At 44.4% G+C, this 20,909-nt stretch carries 24 protein-coding genes; 11 read left to right on the top strand and 13 right to left on the bottom strand.

Annotation, left to right across the window (positions count from 1 at the left end):
* Positions 1-15 precede the first annotated feature (15 nt).
* The 8 genes from J6578_RS08670 to aroQ all read right to left on the bottom strand — a co-directional run bounded on the left by J6578_RS08670 (position 16) and on the right by aroQ (position 6,589).
* On the bottom strand, positions 16-567 hold the full coding sequence (locus tag J6578_RS08670) for a serine acetyltransferase (protein WP_093092118.1): 552 nt from the start codon (positions 565-567) through the stop codon (positions 16-18).
* Positions 568-638: 71 nt separating this feature from the next.
* Complete coding sequence (locus J6578_RS08665; protein ID WP_093092116.1) at positions 639-911, bottom strand: oxidative damage protection protein; 273 nt, start codon at positions 909-911, stop codon at positions 639-641.
* A 63-nt stretch (positions 912-974) separates the two neighbouring features.
* A complete protein-coding gene (gene argA, locus J6578_RS08660; RefSeq protein ID WP_093092114.1) occupies positions 975-2,315 on the bottom strand; it encodes an amino-acid N-acetyltransferase in 1,341 nt (446 codons plus the stop codon).
* Complete coding sequence (locus tag J6578_RS08655; protein WP_287952793.1) at positions 2,312-3,106, bottom strand: zinc ribbon domain-containing protein; 795 nt, start codon at positions 3,104-3,106, stop codon at positions 2,312-2,314. The genes argA and J6578_RS08655 overlap by 4 nt, the downstream gene beginning before the upstream one ends.
* 123 nt (positions 3,107-3,229) lie before the next feature.
* The gene (prmA, locus tag J6578_RS08650) at positions 3,230-4,126 is read right to left on the bottom strand and encodes a 50S ribosomal protein L11 methyltransferase (protein WP_093092109.1); all 897 of its coding nucleotides are present in this window, start codon (positions 4,124-4,126) and stop codon (positions 3,230-3,232) included.
* Positions 4,127-4,216: 90 nt separating this feature from the next.
* A complete protein-coding gene (accC, locus tag J6578_RS08645) occupies positions 4,217-5,575 on the bottom strand; it encodes an acetyl-CoA carboxylase biotin carboxylase subunit (RefSeq protein ID WP_093092107.1) in 1,359 nt (452 codons plus the stop codon).
* A gap of 46 nt (positions 5,576-5,621) precedes the next feature.
* A complete protein-coding gene (accB, locus tag J6578_RS08640) occupies positions 5,622-6,089 on the bottom strand; it encodes an acetyl-CoA carboxylase biotin carboxyl carrier protein (RefSeq protein WP_093092104.1) in 468 nt (155 codons plus the stop codon).
* 41 nt (positions 6,090-6,130) lie between these two features.
* Positions 6,131-6,589 (bottom strand): type II 3-dehydroquinate dehydratase, encoded by a 459-nt coding sequence (gene aroQ / locus J6578_RS08635; RefSeq protein ID WP_093092102.1) that lies wholly within the window; start codon positions 6,587-6,589, stop codon positions 6,131-6,133.
* Positions 6,590-7,516: 927 nt separating this feature from the next.
* Between aroQ and J6578_RS08630 the strand changes: the two genes are divergently transcribed.
* From J6578_RS08630 to gloA, 3 genes are all read left to right on the top strand, one after another.
* On the top strand, positions 7,517-7,645 hold the full coding sequence (locus tag J6578_RS08630) for a hypothetical protein (protein WP_287952788.1): 129 nt from the start codon (positions 7,517-7,519) through the stop codon (positions 7,643-7,645).
* Between the two features lie 213 nt (positions 7,646-7,858).
* A complete protein-coding gene (gene queA, locus J6578_RS08625) occupies positions 7,859-8,899 on the top strand; it encodes a tRNA preQ1(34) S-adenosylmethionine ribosyltransferase-isomerase QueA (protein WP_287954391.1) in 1,041 nt (346 codons plus the stop codon).
* A gap of 11 nt (positions 8,900-8,910) precedes the next feature.
* Complete coding sequence (gene gloA / locus J6578_RS08620; RefSeq protein ID WP_093092097.1) at positions 8,911-9,303, top strand: lactoylglutathione lyase; 393 nt, start codon at positions 8,911-8,913, stop codon at positions 9,301-9,303.
* 15 nt (positions 9,304-9,318) lie between these two features.
* Here gloA and J6578_RS08615 read toward each other — a convergent pair whose 3' ends face one another.
* A complete protein-coding gene (locus tag J6578_RS08615; RefSeq protein WP_275413926.1) occupies positions 9,319-9,447 on the bottom strand; it encodes a hypothetical protein in 129 nt (42 codons plus the stop codon).
* An 82-nt stretch (positions 9,448-9,529) separates the two neighbouring features.
* Between J6578_RS08615 and sugE the strand changes: the two genes are divergently transcribed.
* From sugE to pntB, 4 genes are all read left to right on the top strand, one after another.
* On the top strand, positions 9,530-9,847 hold the full coding sequence (gene sugE, locus J6578_RS08610; RefSeq protein WP_093092095.1) for a quaternary ammonium compound efflux SMR transporter SugE: 318 nt from the start codon (positions 9,530-9,532) through the stop codon (positions 9,845-9,847).
* A gap of 149 nt (positions 9,848-9,996) precedes the next feature.
* Positions 9,997-10,938 carry a siderophore ABC transporter substrate-binding protein gene (locus tag J6578_RS08605; RefSeq protein ID WP_287954428.1) on the top strand — a complete coding sequence of 314 codons (942 nt, stop codon included), beginning with the start codon at positions 9,997-9,999 and terminating at the stop codon, positions 10,936-10,938.
* 305 nt (positions 10,939-11,243) lie between these two features.
* The gene (locus J6578_RS08600; protein ID WP_287952782.1) at positions 11,244-12,785 is read left to right on the top strand and encodes a Re/Si-specific NAD(P)(+) transhydrogenase subunit alpha; all 1,542 of its coding nucleotides are present in this window, start codon (positions 11,244-11,246) and stop codon (positions 12,783-12,785) included.
* A 12-nt stretch (positions 12,786-12,797) separates the two neighbouring features.
* On the top strand, positions 12,798-14,177 hold the full coding sequence (gene pntB, locus J6578_RS08595; protein ID WP_093092088.1) for a Re/Si-specific NAD(P)(+) transhydrogenase subunit beta: 1,380 nt from the start codon (positions 12,798-12,800) through the stop codon (positions 14,175-14,177).
* A gap of 155 nt (positions 14,178-14,332) precedes the next feature.
* Here the strand turns inward: pntB and mog are convergent, their stop codons facing one another.
* The gene (gene mog / locus J6578_RS08590; protein WP_093092086.1) at positions 14,333-14,908 is read right to left on the bottom strand and encodes a molybdopterin adenylyltransferase; all 576 of its coding nucleotides are present in this window, start codon (positions 14,906-14,908) and stop codon (positions 14,333-14,335) included.
* Between the two features lie 71 nt (positions 14,909-14,979).
* On the opposite strand from mog, the gene moaC reads away from it, so the two are divergent.
* On the top strand, positions 14,980-15,465 hold the full coding sequence (moaC, locus tag J6578_RS08585; protein ID WP_093092084.1) for a cyclic pyranopterin monophosphate synthase MoaC: 486 nt from the start codon (positions 14,980-14,982) through the stop codon (positions 15,463-15,465).
* A gap of 1,094 nt (positions 15,466-16,559) precedes the next feature.
* Complete coding sequence (locus J6578_RS08580; RefSeq protein ID WP_100150203.1) at positions 16,560-17,315, top strand: XRE family transcriptional regulator; 756 nt, start codon at positions 16,560-16,562, stop codon at positions 17,313-17,315.
* Between the two features lie 394 nt (positions 17,316-17,709).
* On the opposite strand, the gene J6578_RS08575 is transcribed toward J6578_RS08580, so the two are convergent.
* Entirely contained in the window at positions 17,710-17,982 is a 273-nt protein-coding gene (locus tag J6578_RS08575; protein ID WP_093092080.1) for a DksA/TraR family C4-type zinc finger protein, read from the bottom strand.
* A gap of 625 nt (positions 17,983-18,607) precedes the next feature.
* Here J6578_RS08575 and J6578_RS08570 point away from each other — a divergent pair.
* Complete coding sequence (locus tag J6578_RS08570) at positions 18,608-18,937, top strand: four-helix bundle copper-binding protein (RefSeq protein ID WP_037407962.1); 330 nt, start codon at positions 18,608-18,610, stop codon at positions 18,935-18,937.
* 199 nt (positions 18,938-19,136) lie between these two features.
* On the opposite strand, the gene dapB is transcribed toward J6578_RS08570, so the two are convergent.
* Positions 19,137-19,949, bottom strand: a complete 813-nt coding sequence (dapB, locus tag J6578_RS08565) for a 4-hydroxy-tetrahydrodipicolinate reductase (RefSeq protein WP_287954389.1) — start codon at positions 19,947-19,949, stop codon at positions 19,137-19,139.
* A gap of 4 nt (positions 19,950-19,953) precedes the next feature.
* Positions 19,954-20,334 carry an outer membrane protein assembly factor BamE gene (locus J6578_RS08560; protein WP_051608261.1) on the bottom strand — a complete coding sequence of 127 codons (381 nt, stop codon included), beginning with the start codon at positions 20,332-20,334 and terminating at the stop codon, positions 19,954-19,956.
* Between the two features lie 129 nt (positions 20,335-20,463).
* Between J6578_RS08560 and fur the strand changes: the two genes are divergently transcribed.
* Positions 20,464-20,898, top strand: a complete 435-nt coding sequence (fur, locus tag J6578_RS08555) for a ferric iron uptake transcriptional regulator (protein ID WP_037407964.1) — start codon at positions 20,464-20,466, stop codon at positions 20,896-20,898.
* The last annotated feature ends 11 nt before the right edge of the window (positions 20,899-20,909 follow it).

The following is a 20,909-nucleotide window of genomic DNA, read 5'->3' as shown; positions in this document are numbered from 1 at the left end:
TGTTTTGCATACAGGTCAAGTGTCATGTGTATTCATTGGTGGCCAGCGGTTGTGAATAAACCGCCCGGGATTCTGATAATTTAATACCTTAGCGTAATTGCCTGCCGCAGTTGCATTTGCTGGGATATTTTTGGTAACGACACTGCCGGCGCCAATAGTAGCATTGTCACCGATGCAGACGTTTTCAATTAGATTACAATTGGGGCCGATATAGACATTGTCACCAATGATGGCAGCTGCCCCATTGTTGGCACCGATTACTGTGTAGGGTGAAAGATTCACATTATTACCCAGCCGGGCATTGCTGTTAATAATCAGCGGCCCGCCATGGCCGATATACAACCCGTAGCCAACAGATGTACGCGGGCTGATGATGATACCACTACAGCGTTTCTGCCATGCATACATCGGGTAGGCCAGTTTGCGCCAGATTCCCGTTGCGGAAGCCAGTCTGAACCAGCAGGAAAAGCGAAAGCCACGGTTACAAAAGTAGTGGCGTATGAATGTGCGCCAGTCAGTACGGCCACTGTAACGAAATAAATCACTTTTAATAAGCCGGATTACCATAAAAGCTGTAATAAGATATGGGGTAAATAAAAAAGCTGTTCATCTGCAAACAGTCGAACAGCCATTGGATGTTATTCTTGTGGCGGAGTATAGCCACTGATGTGGTCAGCACCATCACCGAAGAAATAATTTTCCATTTGTTGGGTAATGTACTGGCGGGCTCGCGGGTCAGCCAGACTGAGACGATTTTCATTAATAATCATAGTCTGATAACGTAACCAGCCGTCCCATGCTTCCTGCGATACATTATCGTAAATACGTTTACCCAGTTCATTGGGAAATGGTGGGAATTTCATTCCGGGTGCTTCTTTGCCCAGTTTAATGCAATGCACCATATGACTCATGTGACTTCCTTTATGCCAATCAGGGGAAAGAATAGATTGTAAAAGATTTTTCGCCGGTTGCGTTTAAAGTTGGCGACGAAATATTTTCGACTGGCGTTTATTGCTTGTGTACTGCTGCTGTCGTTTTAACGGTAATTGCGCCAGTGTGGCACTGGTAAAGCCACGTTCAATAAACCAGTCGCCGGTATTGGTACTCAAAGCAAACAGAACCTGTAGCTGTAATTCTTGTGCTTGTTTGATGACATGTGATAGTAGCAGCTCTCCATAGCCACGCGTACGTGCATTTGGTGAGACAATCAGACAGGCCAGCTCGCCAGCTTTTTCCTGTGGATAGACATGCAGAGCTACGCAGCCATAAACATAGCAATCCTGTTCCAGCACTGAAAATTCATGAATATGATTTTCCATATATTCGCTGTCGCGCGGCAGGAGAATACCCGCAGCTTCCAATGGGGCAATCAGTTGCAGAATTTCACCAATATCCTTGTTCTCAGCTGGGCGGATACGCATGAACGGCGCTTTGGCCATGGCAGTGCCACTGCCTTCTCGGGTAAATAATTCCAGTAGCAGACTGCCATCGTGCAGACCGGAAAGCACATGTACGCGTTGTACGCCATGTTCGAGTACATGTACCGCAGTTTGCAACAATTCTGTCTGGCGTTTATCGGTAATGTTTCTGGCCAGAAGCTGACGGATTTCAATACAGTTCAGTTTGCTGATGGTTTGCTGTTGTTCATCCAGTATACCTTGCTGCGTGCCCAGAAAAATCAGTTTTTCTGCATTAATGGCTTCCGATACAGCCTGAGCAACTTCATTTACCGGCAGACGATAAGACTGGCCACTGAGTGAATGACCAATCGGGCTGATGAATACCAGCTGATTGCGTACCAGATGCTCTTCAATGGCGGCGGCATCTACTTTGCGTACACTACCGCTATATCCCATATCAATACCATTAATCACACCTAGTGGTTTAGCGCGCAGAAAGTTGCCACTACTAATGCGTACATTGGGAACACTGTGATCCATTACCTGTGTCGGCATCATGGATAAAGCTGCCTCCAGATCGAAGCGAGCTATACCACAGGCCTGTTTGACCAGCCTGAGAGCAGCCTCATCGGTAACAGGATTTTCATCAATGCTGATGGCAGTATGGCAATCAGCTATGGCTCGAATAAACTGGCTGCAACCGTGAATGATGACCAGTCGCATGCCAAGACTGGTAAGTAACAATATGTCGGCAGCCAGCGCCGCCAGTTTGTCGCTTACCAGAACATGGCTACTAATGGCCAGTACCAGAGTTTTACCATTAAAATGGTGAATATAAGGAGAAGCCTGCCGAAAATCGTGAATAAAACGATTATTGTAAAAAAAATCCTGATTACCTGTTACAGGGGTGCTCATTTGATAGCCATTAAATAAAATAACTGCATCATCAGTACCGTTAACGCAACAATTGTGGCCAGAGTCCAGTTAAATTCTTTGGATAACTTGTCCTGCTGGTGGTGCAGAAATTCAGTTTTAGCATGGATGGCATCAGTTTTTTCGATGGCATCATTGAGCAGTAATGGTACATCTGCGTGATTTTGATTGTCATTAGGCAGTAAAGTAAATACAAGATTATTCAAGTTATTCACATTGCTGTTCATGGAAATATTGGTGGTGTTTTCTTCCGGTACAGGTACTGGTACGTTGGTAGAAGCCGATACTTCTTTTACTGCATTCTGTGCAGAAGCACGGTTGAGCAGCAGTTCACTGCTAGCCAATTGTGGTTGTGGCGTGGATAAATGTTCCGGTTCCTGTTCAGCCACTTTGGCGGCGCGGATTTCAACTTTGTTAGCTGCTTGATTTAACAGAGTATTAAAATTCGGCCGCTTGTCGATGACTGAGGTATTCCTTGGTGAGGGCGCATTGGTATAAATTTTTTCCTGCGCACGCTTCTGGCTGGCAGTCTGCTTCAAATTCAGAGCGTTACTCAGTATATCCATAACTTCATCAGCACTTGGTACTTGCTGGTTAGCATCCTTGCCGGTTGCTGCCCGCGGGGTAACATTTTTATTAGCGCGGATTTTGGATACAACAATAAATCTGTGCTGACACTGGCGACACACAACACGTCCCCCATCGCGTGGCGGTGTCGTTACAGTGTTTTCTGCATGGCATTTAGGACAAATAACAGTGATAGTTTTAGACATGATATTTCAGTAAACCAAAATAGTTAAAGAGGGAGGAAATTCCGTACTGTCAAAAAAGGATAGTTGTTATATTGCGTTAGCATGCCGTATTAGTGCTATCAGGCAAATGGTCAAGCCAGATGTCTAGGCTCTTTTCCGACCACTAATGCATACCCAGCCATCCAAAGTTATGGGTGAATTCAAGTCAAACCACTGGCGATAAATTTCACTCAGTTCTTCTGTCTGTTCAGCCAGAATACCCGACAAGACAATCTCGCCACCAGTGCGGGTACGTTCAGCCAGCATTTGCGCCAGCATACGTAGCGGATTGGCCAGAATATTGGCAATGACAATATCAAACTGCTGTGCAGCCGGCAGGTCGTCTGGCAGAAAAAATTCAGCATCTACCTGATTCTGAAGCGCATTATCCTGACTGGCACGTATGGCCTGCGGGTCAATGTCAACACCACAGGCACGGCCAACACCCAGTTTCAGTGCTGCGATGGCCAGAATGCCTGAACCACAACCATAATCAAGCAGCGTTTCACCACCATGCACATGTTTATCCAGCCATTGCAGACATAAGTGAGTAGTGGGATGACTACCCGTACCAAATGCGAGCCCGGGGTCTAGTTGCAGATTAATCACACCCGGCTCAGTTGGCTGATTATGCCACGACGGTGTAATCCATAAACGGGAAGAAATCTGAATCGGGTCAAACTGCGATTGTGTCAATCTTACCCAGTCCTGCTCGGGAATGGTTTCCAGATAATAATGAGGCATATCGATACCGCAATCGTGTGCAGCAGCAGACACAATGGCTTCAATATCGGCATGTTCACTAAACAGTGCCACAATGTTGCTTTGTTGCCAAACCTGCTCGGTGGGCATATCCGGTTCGCCAAAAATTGGCTGCTCATCATCATTACCGGCATTGGCGTCTTCAATAGCAGTACTCAATGCGCCGTTTTCTATCAGCGCATCAGAGAGCTTATCAACCTTATCCTGTGTAACTGTAATGACAACTTGTTGGTAGTGCATGGCTTTTTACCGTGTGTAGATGTTCTATAAAACTTCAGGCAGCCACTGCGGCTGCCTGTGAATAAAAGCGCAATGTATGCGTATTGTAAATTATTTTTGTGCTTCTTTGTGTTTTTGTAACCATTGCTCAAGATAGTGAATACTCTCACCACCATGAATAAAGCCCGGGTCAGCAAAAATATCGCGATGCAGATTGGTATTGGTTTTAATACCTGTAATGGCCAGTTCCCGCAAAGCGACACGCATTTTGGCAATGGCTTCTTCACGGTTGCGACCGTGGGTACAGACTTTACCAATCATACTATCGTAGTAGGGTGGTACAGTGTAACCCTGATATATGTGGCTGTCGATGCGTACCCCGTTGCCACCGGGCTGGTGGCAACTGGTAATCAGGCCAGGACTGGGGACAAAAGTATAGGGATCTTCGGCATTAATCCGGCACTCAAAAGCATGTCCCAGCAGGCGGATATCGGCTTGGGTATAGGATAACGGCAGGCCGGAGGCCACACGGATCTGTTCCTGAACAATATCGACACCAGTAATCAGCTCAGTTATGGCATGTTCTACCTGTACGCGGGTATTCATTTCAATGAAGAAAAATTCACCGTCTTCGTACAGAAATTCAAATGTACCGGCACCGCGGTAACCGATGCGCTTACAAGCAGACACACAGGCAGTACCGATGCGTTCCCGTTCTTCAGGCGTGATAAATGGTGCTGGTGCCTCTTCAATCACTTTCTGATGGCGTCGCTGCATGGAGCAGTCACGTTCACCCAGATAAATAGCATTGCCATGTTCATCACACAGTATCTGAACTTCAATATGGCGCGGTTTTTGCAGATAGCGCTCCATATACACGGCCGGATTACCGAAAGCTGCGCCAGCTTCTGTGCGCGTCATTTCTACTGCAGCAAGCAGGTCTTCAGCCTTTTCTACCACACGCATACCACGACCGCCACCACCACCGGAAGCTTTAATAATTACCGGATAACCAACTTGCGCACCAATTTTTTCAATTTCATGCGCGTCTTCCGGCAATGCACCATCTGAACCGGGCACACAAGGTACTCCCGCAGCCTGCATCGCCTTTTTGGCTGAAACCTTGTCTCCCATCTGACGGATGGTTTCCGGACGCGGACCGATAAATACAAAGCCAGACTGTTCCACCTGCTCGGCAAAGCCATCATTTTCAGCCAGAAAACCATAGCCGGGATGAATCGCATCAGCATCGGTAACTTCGGCTGCGGAAATCAGAGCGGGAATATTCAGATAACTCTGAGCAGAGCTGGCCGGACCAATACATACTGATTCATCTGCCAGCTTCACATGTAGGGCATCACTGTCTGCTTCTGAATGCACAGCCACGGTTGCAATGCCCATTTCATGGCAGGCGCGCAGAATGCGCAGCGCAATTTCACCACGATTGGCAATAAGAATTTTTTTTAACATAAGGCAGTACCTTGTAAGAAACGGGAAGTATTACTGATATTGAGCATTACTCAATAATAAACAGCGGTTCACCGAATTCAACAGGCTGCCCGTTGGCTATAAGAATTTCTTTCACCACACCACTGTGATCAGCTTCGATTTCGTTCATCAGTTTCATGGCTTCAATGATACACAAGGTATCACCGGCATTAACCGTCTGACCCACTTCAACAAACGGCGCAGAATTAGGGCTGGCTGCTCGGTAGAATGTACCGACCATGGGTGATTTCACTGCTTTGCTGAGATCAGGAGCAGCCGCTTCCGCTGTGGAGCCCGCTGCTGCCGTTTCTGTTGCAGTCGCTGGAGCTGCTGCCATTATGGCAGGTTGTTGCTGCATCGGTGCTGCATATATAGGCTGAGTTGCAGCAGTGGTACGGGTAATGCGTACCTTTTCCTCACCTTCAGTAACTTCGATTTCGGCAATGCCGGATTCTTCTACCAGATCAATGAGTTTTTTTAGTTTACGTAAATCCATATTATGAACCCTTGTGTGATTGGACTTAGCCGCAATAAGTATTAGTGTTGGCGGCTAGTCTCTTGAATGTATTCTATTGCCCGATGTAATGCCGCTTCGTAGCCATATACGCCCAGACCACAGATTACACCCATAGCAATATCGGACAGATAAGAATGACGCCGGAAAGACTCGCGGGCATGTACATTGGAAATATGCACCTCAATAAATGGTTTGCCGGCAGCAGCAAAAGCATCACGAATGGCGACACTGGTATGCGTAAATGCACCCGGATTAATGATAATAAACCGGGTATCATCAGTTAAAGCCGCCTGAATACGTTCTGTCAGAACGTGTTCAGCATTGCTTTGCAATGTTTCCAGCGTCATACCGGCCGCCTGTGCCTGTACCAGCAGTTTCTGATTGATGTCTGCCAGTGTAGTAGAACCATATATATGCGGTTCACGCACACCCAAAAGATTCAGATTAGGGCCGTTTAAAACCAGAATGGAGGCACTCATAAATTTATTGGTTTTAGCAAAATTGCGTCATTTTTGCCGAAAATGCGCGCAGATGTCCAGTGTTTTCGTATTTATTTCACAGTGTAAATAATGTTTTTTATACCGAGTATAGTCTGGCAGCCTTATTTTGCGTGCTTACTGCCATCACCATCACTTAAATATACTAAATTATTTATGTTATAAGCATTCAACGTTTTTATAGCTTGCTGGTGCTTATATTTTATCTTCCTGCCAGGTAGCAACTGAAATTTTATCTTAACCAAGATAAGATCCAGTGGTTTTAAGCCTGCTTTGTAGTGCCATTCCTGCCAAATTGGAAGCCATTAAATTCTAACCTACCAAATTAATGATTAAAAGATTAAGGAATCAATATCTCTGATAGTCAGAACAGAACCTTAATCAGCTAGAAAATCGCACTAATCACTGCTTTTATAACGATATTTTATTTACCGGCAAAGCCTGCGAACATCGGGATAATCAGTTTTATCAAATACATGAAATCACCGACGGTATTATTACTGGTAGTCGGGATTATGGAGCTTTACAAGCTGAGGGAATGATTAAAATTGACTATGATTTGTTAACCAGTGGTGAATATGTTGATTATGAGATGAATCAATTACCATACTATTTTCAAGGACAACCATTTACCGGTATTGCATACTAATACAGATTGAGTTTTGTATTGGTTGAAGCAATATGTATTAACAGTTGGTTAATTGAATATATCAGTTTTTTTGCTGATGGTACTGGTAGATTCAAACGTTAGGAATGGCGATAGGATTTGGTATCTGGAATGGGAAAATAATACATGTAAACGGATTGAATCTCGCTATTCCGATTATGCAGGAAGACATCATTCGGGCGATTTAGAGTTGCATTTCAATGAGCAAAAATAAATCAGTCGTGCAAATATTGAGGTTGATTATGCGAGTGCAAGCACTCGCATTATTTACCCTGCAACAGAATAGCAATATCAAAATAACCTTTAATGACAGCAAAATTGATTATTTTCAGGCATTTTTACCAGATGATTTGAAACAGCAGTTAATTTAAGCTTATAACAACTATGCCAGATAAAATAAAGCTCTGATTTAAGTTTACATTTGATTATTGAAACCAAATTAATTATAAAAATACGCTAGATAACCTTGATTTTCGGAAAGCCGGCTGTTTGAACTATCTTCAGCCTGCTATCGTGTGCTATGGCTTCGCAGCTTACCGCAGCAGGCATATAATATGTATTTTGCCGTTTTCAGGCACTAGTACATGCATATTAATGATTTTGATTTTGATTTACCGCCAGAGCTGATTGCGCAACATCCGCCGTCCGTGCGTGGCAGCAGCCGTCTGCTGGTAGCACTGCCCGGGCAACAGCCGGCAGACAGTGAATTTACCCGGCTGGCAGACTATATTGCAGCCGGTGACGTATTGGTATTCAACAATACCCGTGTTATGAAAGCCCGCCTGTTTGGCCACAAGGCCAGTGGCGGCCAGATTGAAGCGTTGATTGAGCGCGTGCTGGATGCGCATACTGCGCTGGCACATGTGCGTTCATCCAAATCCCCCAAACCGGGTACAGAACTGATTTTTGAAGGCGGTATGCATGCACAGATGCAGGCACGTCAGGGTGAGCTGTTTATATTGCACTTCGCAGGTGAACAGACAGTATGGGAGCTGCTGGCCGCTCACGGGCATCTGCCTTTACCGCCATACATTACCCGTTCAGCCGATAATGACGATGATGAACGTTACCAGACAGTGTATGCCAAGCATGAAGGTGCAGTGGCTGCGCCGACTGCCGGTTTGCATTTTACTGATACTATTATGCAACAATTGCGCGACAAGGGTGTGCATCTGGCTGAGGTAACTTTGCATGTCGGTGCAGGTACTTTTCAGCCGGTACGGGTAGAGAATATTGCCGAGCATCACATGCACAGTGAATGGTATGACGTGAGCGAAAAAGTAGTGGCAGAAATAGAAGCTGCACATGCACGTGGTAATAAAGTCTGGGCAGTGGGTACTACCGCAGTACGCGCACTGGAATCTGCTGCGCGCAGTGGGAAATTGCAGGCCGGGCAGGGGGATACCAATATATTTATTACCCCCGGTTATCAGTTTAAGGTTATCGACCGCATGATTACCAACTTTCATCTGCCCAAATCAACGTTACTGATGCTGGTGAGTGCTTTTAGCGGTTATGATGAAATCCGTGCCATTTACCAGTATGCCATTGCAGCAGAATATCGCTTTTTTAGTTATGGTGATGCCATGCTGCTGGGTAATCTGGCACAAACTAAAACAGAATAAAGGAACAAATTATGAGAATGCTGCATACCATGCTGCGCGTAGGTGATCTGGATAAATCACTGGCGTTTTATCAGGATGTGCTGGGTATGAAACTTTTGCGGCGCGAAGATTTTCCCGGCGGCCGTTTTACTCTGGCTTTTGTCGGCTATGGTGAAGAATCCAATAGCACCGTGCTGGAATTAACCTATAACTGGGATACCCATGCTTATGAGCTGGGTACTGGATATGGCCATATTGCTATTGAGGTAGAGGATGCCTATGCTGCCTGTGATGCTGTGCGTGCCAAGGGCTGTCGGGTAACACGTGAAGCCGGTCCCATGCAGCATGGCACGACAGTAATCGCATTTGTAGAAGATCCGGATGGCTATAAAATTGAATTTATCCAGAAAAACAAATCTGCATAATCAGCCGGTGGTGCTTTAAGCCCTAAAGTGCCACCAACTGCTAAGATTACGCCAGATGGCCGCGATGCCGTCTGTTGCTGCACCATCATGGTTTCTCAGTGCTTGACGCTGGCTTTGTCTGCCTACTATGATGCGGTTATTCACATGCTTATGCATCTGGTCTGGGACGACCCGACCGGTCAATTTTCACGCAGGACGGCCTGCATCAGCCTGTACAGGGACAATTATGGCTTGGCTGTCATTATTACTGGCCGGATTATTAGAAGTAGTCTGGGCGATCGGTCTTAAATATTCACAGAATTTCACTAAACTGACACCCAGCATCATTACGCTGGTGGCATTGGTGGGCAGTTTTCTGCTGCTGGCGCAGTCGATGCGCTCCTTGCCGGTAGGAACAGCTTATGCCGTCTGGACAGGGATTGGTGCAGTGGGTGCAACCATTGTAGGTATCATCGTTTTCAAGGAACCGGCCGGCAGCTTGCGCCTGATTAGTCTGGGGCTGATTATTATCGGTATCATTGGCCTGAAATTTGGTGGGCACTAAAGCTCTAAGCGCATTTGGCTATTTGCCAGTATCTGCTAAAAATCATCTGTTTATAGCCTATAGCCATTAATGACAACCTACAGGCTGGACTTTTGCCTTAATATAAATAATAATAATTATCATTATTTAATAAAAAGAGGTAGTTTGTGATGAAAAAAATTCTGGCGATGGGTGTGTTATCTGCATTAGCTTTGGGGCTGAGTGCCTGTCAAAGTACAACACCAGTTACGGTAACGCAGACAGGTGAAGAATTAAAACTGGCGGCCGCACCACAAAAAATTGTGGTAATGGATTTCGGTGCGCTGGATACTTTGGATGCACTTCATGTCGGTGACCGGGTAGTTGCTGTGCCTGAGCAAAGTATACCCAGTTATCTACACCAGTATCAGAACGATCAGGTACAGAATGCAGGCCAGATGAAAGAGCCGGATCTGGCAGCCATTCAGGCACTCAAGCCAGACCTGATTATTATGAGCGGACGCCAGAATGCTTTTTATAAAGATTTAAGTGCGATTGCTCCTACCCTGAATTATTTTGTTAATCCCGCAGACGGGCATTACTATGAAGATGTGAAAAAGCATATCCGCCTGTTGGGAAAAATTGCCGGTAAGGAAGCACTGGCGCAACAGCAACTAAAAGCACTAGACCTGAAAATGAACGCTGCCCGCGAGCTGGCGCAGCATTCAGCACAGAAAGCTATTGTGGTATTGCATAATGACGGCAATGTTATACTGGTGAATCAGGGCGCTTTTTCGGCACTGATTTTTGATGAACTGAAGATTAAACCGGCTGTAACTAAGGATTTACTGCCCACGCTTATTAGCAGTAATAATGACAAACCTACTCGAATAATGGTGGATAACCGGTTTATTGCCCAATACCAGCCGGATATTGTTTATGTTATTGACCGCAGTAAAGCCATCGGCAAAACACCGATGCACAATGACTATTTTGATGACAAAATATTGCAGCGTGCCGGTACAAAAGTAGTCTATCTCAGTGCCGATTTATGGTATTTGTCTGGTAATGGGCTGGAAAGTCTGAACCGGCAGATTGATGAAGTCATAAAGCCTTTAAATGATGTTAATTAACATCATAGAATGCCATGCAAAAGCCAGCCATTTTTTTGACGGCTGGTTTTTTTTGTTTCAAATACCTGACTGTTCTTTCTGACATAGATATTTAACTTTTATCTACGTCAATTTGATGTTATTGTTAATTTTTTTAAGTCAGAGTGAAATAACGCCATCACTGCGGTTTATCGCTGTATTTTGCTACCACAGCCGTTGTAAAAACAGTAATAGAATAATGCTGGCTTGGCGGCCAGTGGTCTGATGGCATATCACTTTCAGTCAAAAATTGTTTTTTACGGCATCTTCCTTGGAAAGGAATAAGCATGAAGATAGGTATTCCACGCGAATCTCTTGCCGGTGAAACCAGAGTAGCGGCTACGCCGAAAACCGTTACCCAACTGATTAAATTGGGGCATGAAGTTATTATTGAACATGATGCCGGCAAAGCGGCCAGTCTGTCTGACGGACTGTACCATGAAGCCGGTGCAACAGTGGCTGATGCGACTACCGTCTGGCAGTGCCCGCTGATATTTAAGGTAAATGCACCCAATAAAGATGAAATCGCCGCCATGAATGAAGGTACGATTCTGGTCAGCTTTATTATGCCGGCACAGCAGCCAGAACTGCTTGAACAGTTACAGGCGAAAAAAATTACCGTGCTGGCGATGGATATGGTGCCGCGCATTTCGCGTGCGCAGGCGATGGATGCATTGTCTTCAATGGCCAATATCAGTGGCTATCGCGCCGTCATTGAAGCTGCGGAAAATTTTGGCCGTTTTTTTACCGGTCAGATTACTGCTGCCGGTAAAGTACCACCGGCAGAAGTGCTGGTTATCGGTGCTGGCGTGGCTGGTTTGGCTGCCATTGGCACTGCGCGCCAGCTTGGTGCCGTAGTCAATGCTTTTGATACCCGACCGGAAGTGGCCGATCAGATTGAATCTATGGGCGGTAATTTCCTGCGTTTAGATTATCAGGAAGAAGAAAGCAGCAGTGGGGATGGCTATGCCAAAACCATGAGTGCTGCCTACATTGAAGCAGAAATGAAACTGTTTGCCGAACAGGCCAGACAGGTAGATATCATCATTACCACCGCCGCGATTCCGGGCAAACCAGCTCCAAAACTGATTACCCGCGAAATGGTAGACAGTATGCACGAAGGTTCGGTAATCGTTGATCTGGCTGCTGCAACTGGCGGTAACTGCGAATATACCGAGCCCGGTAAAATCATTACTACTGCCAATGGCGTGAAAATAATCGGCTATACCGATATGGCCAACCGGCTGGCTGGTCAGTCTTCACAGCTTTATGGCACCAATCTGGTTAATCTGGCTAAATTACTCACGCCTAATCAGGATGGCGAATTAGCGCTGAATTTTGAAGACGTGATTATCCGTAACATGACTGTAACCCATGAAGGCAACAGCATGTATCCGCCACCACCAATTCAGGTATCTGCCACACCCAAAGCGGCGCCCAAAGCCGCAGCGTCTACTACTGCTGCTGCACCGGCTGTACCGCCGAATACGGCAAAGAAAAAATTAATCTGGGCAGCTATTGCCGTTATTCTGGTGTTATGGGTTGGTGCCGTGGCTCCGGTGGCCTTTCTTAATCATTTTATGGTGTTTGTACTGTCCTGCGTAGTGGGCTACTTTGTGGTATGGAATGTTAACCATGCCCTGCATACGCCGTTAATGTCGGTAACCAATGCCATCTCCGGCATCATTGTGCTGGGTGCATTGCTGCAAATCGGACAGGGACATGGCTTTGTGTCGTTACTGGCCTTTATTGCGGTGGCTATTGTCAGCGTCAATATCTTCGGCGGGTTTGCTGTTACCCGTCGTATGCTCAATATGTTTCGTAAATAAGGGAGAAACAGGATGTCTCAAGGTATCGTAACTGCCGCCTACATCGTTGCTGCCGTATTGTTTATTCTGAGTCTGGCCGGACTGTCGCAGCAGGAAAGTGCCAGACGTGGCTGCTATATGGGCATAGCCGGCATGGCCATCGCCCTGATTGCTACCGTTTTCAGCCAAGATGCGCACGGATTGGGCTGGGTGATTATCGCCATGGTGATAGGCGGTGCAGTTGGCCTGCAACAGGCTAAAAAAGTAGAGATGACTCAGATGCCGGAGCTGATTGCCATGCTGCACAGCTTTGTCGGTCTGGCTGCTGTATTGGTGGGCTTTAATAGCTATATCGACCCGCACGATGTAGATTCAGATATGTTCACCATTCATCTGATTGAAGTTTTTCTGGGTGTATTTATCGGTGCGGTAACATTCAGCGGTTCTCTGGTGGCATGGGGTAAACTGAATGGCAAAATTGCCAGCAGCCCATTACAACTGCCACACCGACATCTGCTTAATCTGGCTGCGCTAGTATTGTCTTTTTTGCTGATGCTGTGGTTTGTAGGAGTTGGTGGCTCCAGCTTTGCGCTGATTGTGATGACTCTGATAGCGCTGGCCTTTGGTTATCATCTGGTAGCCTCGATTGGCGGAGCAGATATGCCGGTCGTGATTTCCATGCTCAATTCCTATTCCGGCTGGGCTGCTGCCGCTGCCGGTTTTATGCTCGACAATGATTTACTGATTGTTACCGGTGCACTGGTGGGTTCTTCTGGTGCTATTCTGTCGTATATCATGTGTCAGGCCATGAACCGCAAGTTTCTGGCAGTGATTGGCGGTGGCTTTGGTGCAGCACCCGTAGCGGCCAGTGGCGACAATACCCCTGCCGGTGAGGTGCAGGAGACCAAGCCGGAACAGGTGGCTGAAACACTGAAAAATGCGCATAGTGTCATCATTACCCCGGGCTATGGCATGGCGGTGGCTCATGCTCAGAATGCTGTGGCCAGTATCACGGCTAAATTGCGCCAGCAGGGTGTGAATGTACGCTTTGGCATTCATCCGGTAGCTGGTCGATTGCCCGGACACATGAACGTACTGTTGGCTGAAGCCAAAGTACCCTATGATGTGGTACTGGAAATGGACGAAATCAATGATGATTTCAGCGATACCGACGTGGTATTGGTGATTGGAGCCAATGATACTGTTAATCCGGCAGCCGTTACCGATCCGGGCAGTCCCATTGCCGGTATGCCGGTATTACATGTCTGGGAAGCCAAAAATGTAATTGTTTTCAAGCGTTCTATGCAGTCTGGCTATGCAGGTGTTGATAACCCACTATTTTATGAAGAAAATGTCAAAATGTGTTTTGGTGATGCCAAAGCAACACTGGACGAAGTGGATAAGAATATCTAAGCAGTAGTTAAAAAAACAGTCTGGAAACTATCCAGACTGTTTTTTTTGCTAAAAAGATTATCCGTAGCGGCTACAGTACAATCACAGCTTTAGCAGCCAACATAACTACTATAATGCGCTAATACACCAAAAAATATCAGATAGTTAATTGAAAATCAGCGCTTGGGCAACACTACCGGGCAGAAATCTGCATCAGTCTGAATCAGCGGGCCACCAACGGCATCTACCGCAATGGGTATTGAAGCAAAGATCCCCGGAATCAGTGTTTTACCTTGCTCATCTTTTACTCCGCCTAATGTTTCAGCAATTGCTGATGGTTTACCGGGTAAATTCAGAATCAGACTGTTACCACGCAATACACCTACCTGACGTGACAGAATAGCTGTAGGCGTAAAGTGCAAACTAATCTGCCGCATCAGTTCACCAAAGCCGGGAATCACCCGGTCGGCCACGGCCAGTGTTGCTTCTGGTGTGACATCGCGCAGATAGGGGCCAGTGCCGCCCGTAGTCAGAATCAGTGGACACAACTCATCATCGGCCAGCCGAATCAGCGTTGATTCAATCAGTGCCTGCTCGTCTGGTATCAGCTGTTCAACCAGCTCCAATGGATTCAATACCGCTCGCTGCAACCATTTTTTTAATTCCGGCAAACCCTGATCAGCGTAGATACCGGTTGAGGCACGGTCACTAATGGAGACCAGACCGATTTTTAATAAAGGCAATGTGTTCATATTCAGAGTATACCCAGCAGCAAAAAGACAATTATTGTAATATAGACCTTTTAAGCTGTCAGTGAAGCAAGATGAATTCAGACGAGTTAACCCATTTTAATAGCCGTGGCGAAGCGCATATGGTAGACGTAGGCGCCAAGCCACACAGTAAACGCATCGCTGTTGCAAGCGGTATGATTAGTGTCAATGACAACGCTTATAGCAAAATACTTAGCGCAGACAGTAAAAAAGGCGATGTGCTTGGTGTAGCCCGAATTGCAGCCATACAGGCAGCTAAACAAACCAGTAATTTAATTCCGCTGTGTCACCCCATCGCCCTAACCAGAGTCAAAGTGGATTTTAGTCTTGATGACGAAAAGCGCACGATAAGTATCTGTGTACAAACCGAAAACACCGGTCAAACTGGCGTGGAAATGGAAGCCTTAACTGCAGCCAGCATCGGTTTGCTGACTATATACGATATGCTCAAGGCCGTAGATCGCAGTATGATCATTAGTGATATTTGTCTGCAACATAAAGAAGGTGGCCAGTCTGGCAGCTGGCAACGTCTGCCATAAAACAGTTATCAGCATTTGCAGCCAGTGAGTATCACTGGCTGTATTTGTTTTGTAATACGGATAATTTGTTGGAATTGAACCAATCTGCAACAGGACAAACCGTTTTTAGTCTTTCAAGTATTTTTCATAGCTGAAAGTATTATCTGTTTTAACTGATAAAACAGTATGTTGTATATTTATTAATTTAAATTAAAAAAAACAATATGTTATGTATTGGTTTTATCAGAATGAATCCAGATTGTTTATAATTCATTCATAAGAAATGGTTTTAGATAAATATTATATAAATGTACCTGTACCTAGAAATGTTTGTATAAACATTAAAACTAAAACTTAAGCCTAGATTACATAATATGTTGTTGGTATTGAGATAATATAAAATTTTAATAAAGATTAGTGAAATGCAACATGCAATTCTAGATTAATCTATATAGCCAAATTTAAGGTTTATTATATAAATTAAATTTCTATTAAAGAATAATAATAAAATACTGATATTAAAAGATATTGTTGAAAAGATTGAAAAATGGTCTTATGTAAATATTAAATAAGCGATGAAATATTAAAATCTAATTTTGAAGTTATTAATGTTTATTTTATGTAAAAATAACGATAAATTAACATATAATAGCTTGCAGTTTTCTCAGAAGACAAAATAAATCCAAGCAAGGATTGTAATGCAACAGGCTAAGTTGCAATTACCTGATTGTGTATGTAGTAATTTAGACGCAAATTAACTCATGTCCATGCATTTTCATGTACATGACGACATGGTATCATCAACGTTTGTCCGATCGAAAATACCAAAACAGGCGGGAGTAGTATAGTCCTAACATTTAATACTATACCTGTAAGTTTAAATAGAATCTTTAACTTAATTTTATAAAGTTAGCTTGGAATCTGTTTAATGTGTTGAATTGCTACTCCTAATATATATACATGTAAATTATATCGCAAAAGTTATATTTTGCAAGGTTTGATTTAATTTTATGCAGGTGAGTGTTGCATTTTATTAATCTTTAAGTTGTAAATGATTGTTTAATAATAAATTTTAAATCAAACCTTAGTTATTTTTATTTGAAGGTAATTCAAATATGGAAAATTTTAATGTTGGCTTTGCCTCAAGAATGCAAGAAGTAGTGGATATACTCGGCAGTGTTTCTGAGTTATCCAGAAGAGTAGAGGTAGCTTATCCGACAGCATCAAAATGGGTTAAAGAGGGAGCTGAACCCAGTACCACTAATCTGATCAAAATAGCTCGTGTTGCCCAAGTAGAAATAAAATGGCTGGCAACAGGTAGAGGACCAAAATTTGAACAGCAAGGCGTAAACGGGCTGACAGATTTTTATGCAGAACTGGCTAATCCGCTGATAAGAAATACCGTGATCGGTGAGGCCGAATGTGGTTATGGCAGTCATCTTCATACAGTCTGTGCCAGCGATTATGTATTTGTTCCGGTATACTTAACCGAGAATATGAATGATCTGGATGCTACAGAAAATAAAGCAATATGTACCACCGCTTTCAACCGCAACTGGCTGGAAAATTATCTGAATGTTGATCCGCAAAAACTCAGTACCCTGATTATTAAAGATGACAGCATGACCGGTGTACTCAACGATGGCGATCATGTGCTGATTAATCACGCTAAAAAAGCTGGTGGCGATGGCTTGTATGTATTACGGATCGGGAAGAATATTTTGGTGAAGCGCACTCAGCTAAAACCAAATAATCAACTTCTGGTAACATCAGCTAACAGTGTTTATGAACCATTTACTGTTGATTTAGCTAATACTGAACAGGATTTTGAAATTATAGGCAAAGTTGAATGGTTTGGTCGCAAAATCTGATTTGACCACTAGGTCTAAAGGAAAAACCATATCAATGGCTGAATGTATCGTCCTTACTGAATCTGAAACGACTAATCAAATTGAGATAGTGTCTGTTAAACAGCTTAATAGCAATCTTAATTATTATTCCTGAAACCGTATGGCTTGTAACGATAACTGAAAACGGGTATATGCACACAACTGCATGTTTATTTAAAGAGGCAGCTCAGACAAATGAGTGTTGATCAAGCCTATGGTTGTAATCGGCTACAAATAGAACTAATAGGCTAAGTGGCATATGAAGCATCGCTGATATAACTGATTTTCATATCCATCTGGAATTTACTGGAAATTAGGTTAATCCAGATACAGTGCGAGCCATTCAATCAGTATCGGATAACCTAAATCGATTGCTCTAGCGCAACTGACTGTCCTTACTGCCACGCCGGTTGTATAAACTGAATGTTTTCTGCCTTTCCTTATCGCGTTCTGTCTGGCAGCTAACACAAAACCGTACACCTTGAATTGCCTGCCGGCGTGCCAATGGAATTTCCTCTCCACATTCTTCACAGAATTCTGCACTTTCAGCCGCCAGATCCATTTGCTGGCGTACATGATTAAGGGCATCTGCAATCGTACTCTCTATCTGTTGATTCACAGCATCATCTGAAGCCCATCCACTAGCCATAATAAATTCCTTTAAATATCAGGATATTGAAATGGGGGTGTTCATTTGATTTTCAATATGCTGCTAATTAACATCATTATTGTAAGCGTGGATAGCTAAATCAGAGGATTGTCGCTGTCATCCAGACAATGGCCTCAGATAAATAAAATGCTGGCAGCAAAACGACTATTATTATGGCTGAAAACAATGGTGATATGTATATCAGCGCAGTTGTTAAAATGCTGTGTATAAATTGTATTAAATAGTCTCTTGTATGCCATGTGTAGCATCATATGTGTCTAGGCTGCCTGCTGTTTACTTTGTAGCGAAACTGTATTTGTTAACTATTCAATCTATATGATTACAGGGCAGGCTTATAAGACAAATCATTCTCTAGTGGAAAAATAATCATTCAGACTCACAATCTTATAATTATTGCTGAGCTTTTCACTAGCCAGTTTACAGTAACAAACAGTTAATATTGTGTATTTGGCTAATATTGATTATTTGCCACTACAAATTAAATTAACCTATCTAAATCATAAATTTATTTACTTATAACTGGATTGCATTATGCGCTATCGTTTTATAGACTAATTTTGATTTATCTTGTTAAATCAAAATATTGTTAAAAAGGATGCGAATCATGGATGCACTTAAATTTAAGGAATGTGTAGAAGCATGTAATTGTTGTATAGCCTTGTGTCAGTATTGCTCAACAGCCTGTCTGCAAGAAGATGATGTCAAAATGATGGCTAAATGCATCAGTCTGGATCTGCAATGTGCTGAAATGTGTGCACTTGCAGTTAATTTTATGTGTAAGAACAGTGATTTTGTCGTACAGGTATGTCAGCTATGTGCACAGGTGTGCCGTGCTTGTGCGCAGGAATGTGGCCGCTTTGATATGGATCACTGCCAGCGCTGCGCTGAAGCCTGCAATGCCTGTGCAGATAAATGCATGGCGATGGCTGCCTGATATCACAAAGTTTTTCAGGCCATTATCAAAGATAATGGCCTGTTAGTATCTGCTATATCAAATTGTTGCTGGGAAATAAATCAACTGAAAGGTTTTTAGGTTAAAGTTGATTAGTGGCGGTGTCTATGTATGGATAAAACAAGCATACAAGGCTAGCCGGATTAATGACTGGTCTTGTGACAACAATTTCTTGCTATGCTTACTTCAGGCCAAGTACATCCTGCATATCAAATAGCCCTTGCTGATGCTGGCGCAGCCATACTGCTGCACGGACAGCTCCATTGGCAAAAGTGGCACGGCTGGAAGCTTTATGACTGATTTCCACACGTTCGCCGTCTGTAGCAAACAGGGCAGTGTGGTCGCCAACAATATCACCAGCACGAATGGTGGCAAAGCCGATGGTTTGCGGGTCGCGCGCGCCGGTGTGGCCTTCGCGGCCATAAACCGCACAGGTTTTCAGGTCACGGCCAAGGGCATCGGCAATGACTTCACCCATGCGCAATGCAGTGCCGGAAGGGGCATCTACTTTGTGACGGTGATGCGCTTCAATGATTTCAATATCATAGCCCTCATTTAACACGCGAGCTGCGGTATTAAGCAAGGCAAAGGTCAGGTTTACACCCACGCTGAAATTGGGCGCAAATACAATAGCTGTTTTCTGCGCTGCCTCGGCTATGCGTTGTTTACCTGCGTCATCAAAACCGGTAGTGCCGATAACGTCTTTAACACCAAGACGTTCGCAAATAGCCAGATTACTAAGTGTGGATTCCGGTTTGCTGAAATCAATCAGTACATCGGTATTGTCCAGTACTTTTTCGGGGTCGTGACAAATGCTCACGCCAAGTTCCAGTCCGATAGCAAAACCGGCATCCATACCGATAGCCGGTGAGGCTTTGTGTGTCAGTGCACCACTTAATACACAATCTTGCCGCTGGCTGATACTTTGAATCAGTGCTCTGCCCATGCGGCCATTGGCACCGGCAACAGCTACTCTCAAGCGGAATGCAGACATATGATTACTCCGTTTTTTCAGGCACAGCAGTAGATACTGGCTGTGGTTGGGCAGTGATGGCATCCCCTTCGGCATGAATCAGCTTGCCATTAGCATCAAAGTAAAGTGTCAGTTTTCTTTCTTCCTGAATTTGGCTGGCGCGGGAAATCACAAACAGATAATCCCAGCGATTGGCATGAAACGGATCGCGCAGTAATGGTGTGCCAAGCAGCATTTGTACCTGCTCACGGCTCATGCCGGGCTGCAATGAGTTCACTACCTTCTGATCAAGTTCATTTCCCTGAATAATTTTCAGTTTGTACGACGGAATTTGTGCCAGTTTGGCTGTAGAGCAGGCACTCAGGCCAAGAACAGCCACTGCCAGCAGGCAGTATATTTTTTTCATGCTGATACCTCGGAGCCGGGACGAAACAGTTAGCAATGGCGATGGCGACATTGTATGACACCCAGTGGGCAATTGCTTTAAAAGTGCGTATTATAGCGAGTATTATCAGATCGTGGTGAAATAAGCGTCATGAATAACAATGTAGCTCAATTGAAAGATAACGGTTTAAAGGTGACTGGCCCCAGACTGAAGATTCTGGAGCTATTTGAAGCTCAGCCTGAATTGCACATGAGTGCAGAAGATGTGTACCGCCGCTTGCTGGATGAGGGCGTGGAAATCGGTGTGGCTACCATTTACCGGGTGCTTACTCAGTTTGAACAGGCTAATATTCTGCTGCGCCATCATTTTGAAACTGGCAAGGCGGTATACGAACTGAATCGCGGCGGCCATCATGACCACTTAGTGTGTATTAAATGCGGTAAAGTAACTGAGTTTTGCAGTGAAGAGATTGAACAGCTGCAAAAGAAAATTGCCGACGATAACGGCTACCGCATTGTTGACCATGCATTGTATATGTATGGTGTGTGTAGTGAATGTCAGCCACTTGATAATAAATATCTGTAAGTAACGGGCAG

It is taken from the genome of Snodgrassella sp. (assembly GCF_024103505.1).
Taxonomy (GTDB): domain Bacteria; phylum Pseudomonadota; class Gammaproteobacteria; order Burkholderiales; family Neisseriaceae; genus Snodgrassella; species Snodgrassella communis.
The sequence above is the reverse complement of the archived record's forward strand: the minus strand, read 5'-3'. Positions and strand labels throughout refer to the sequence as shown.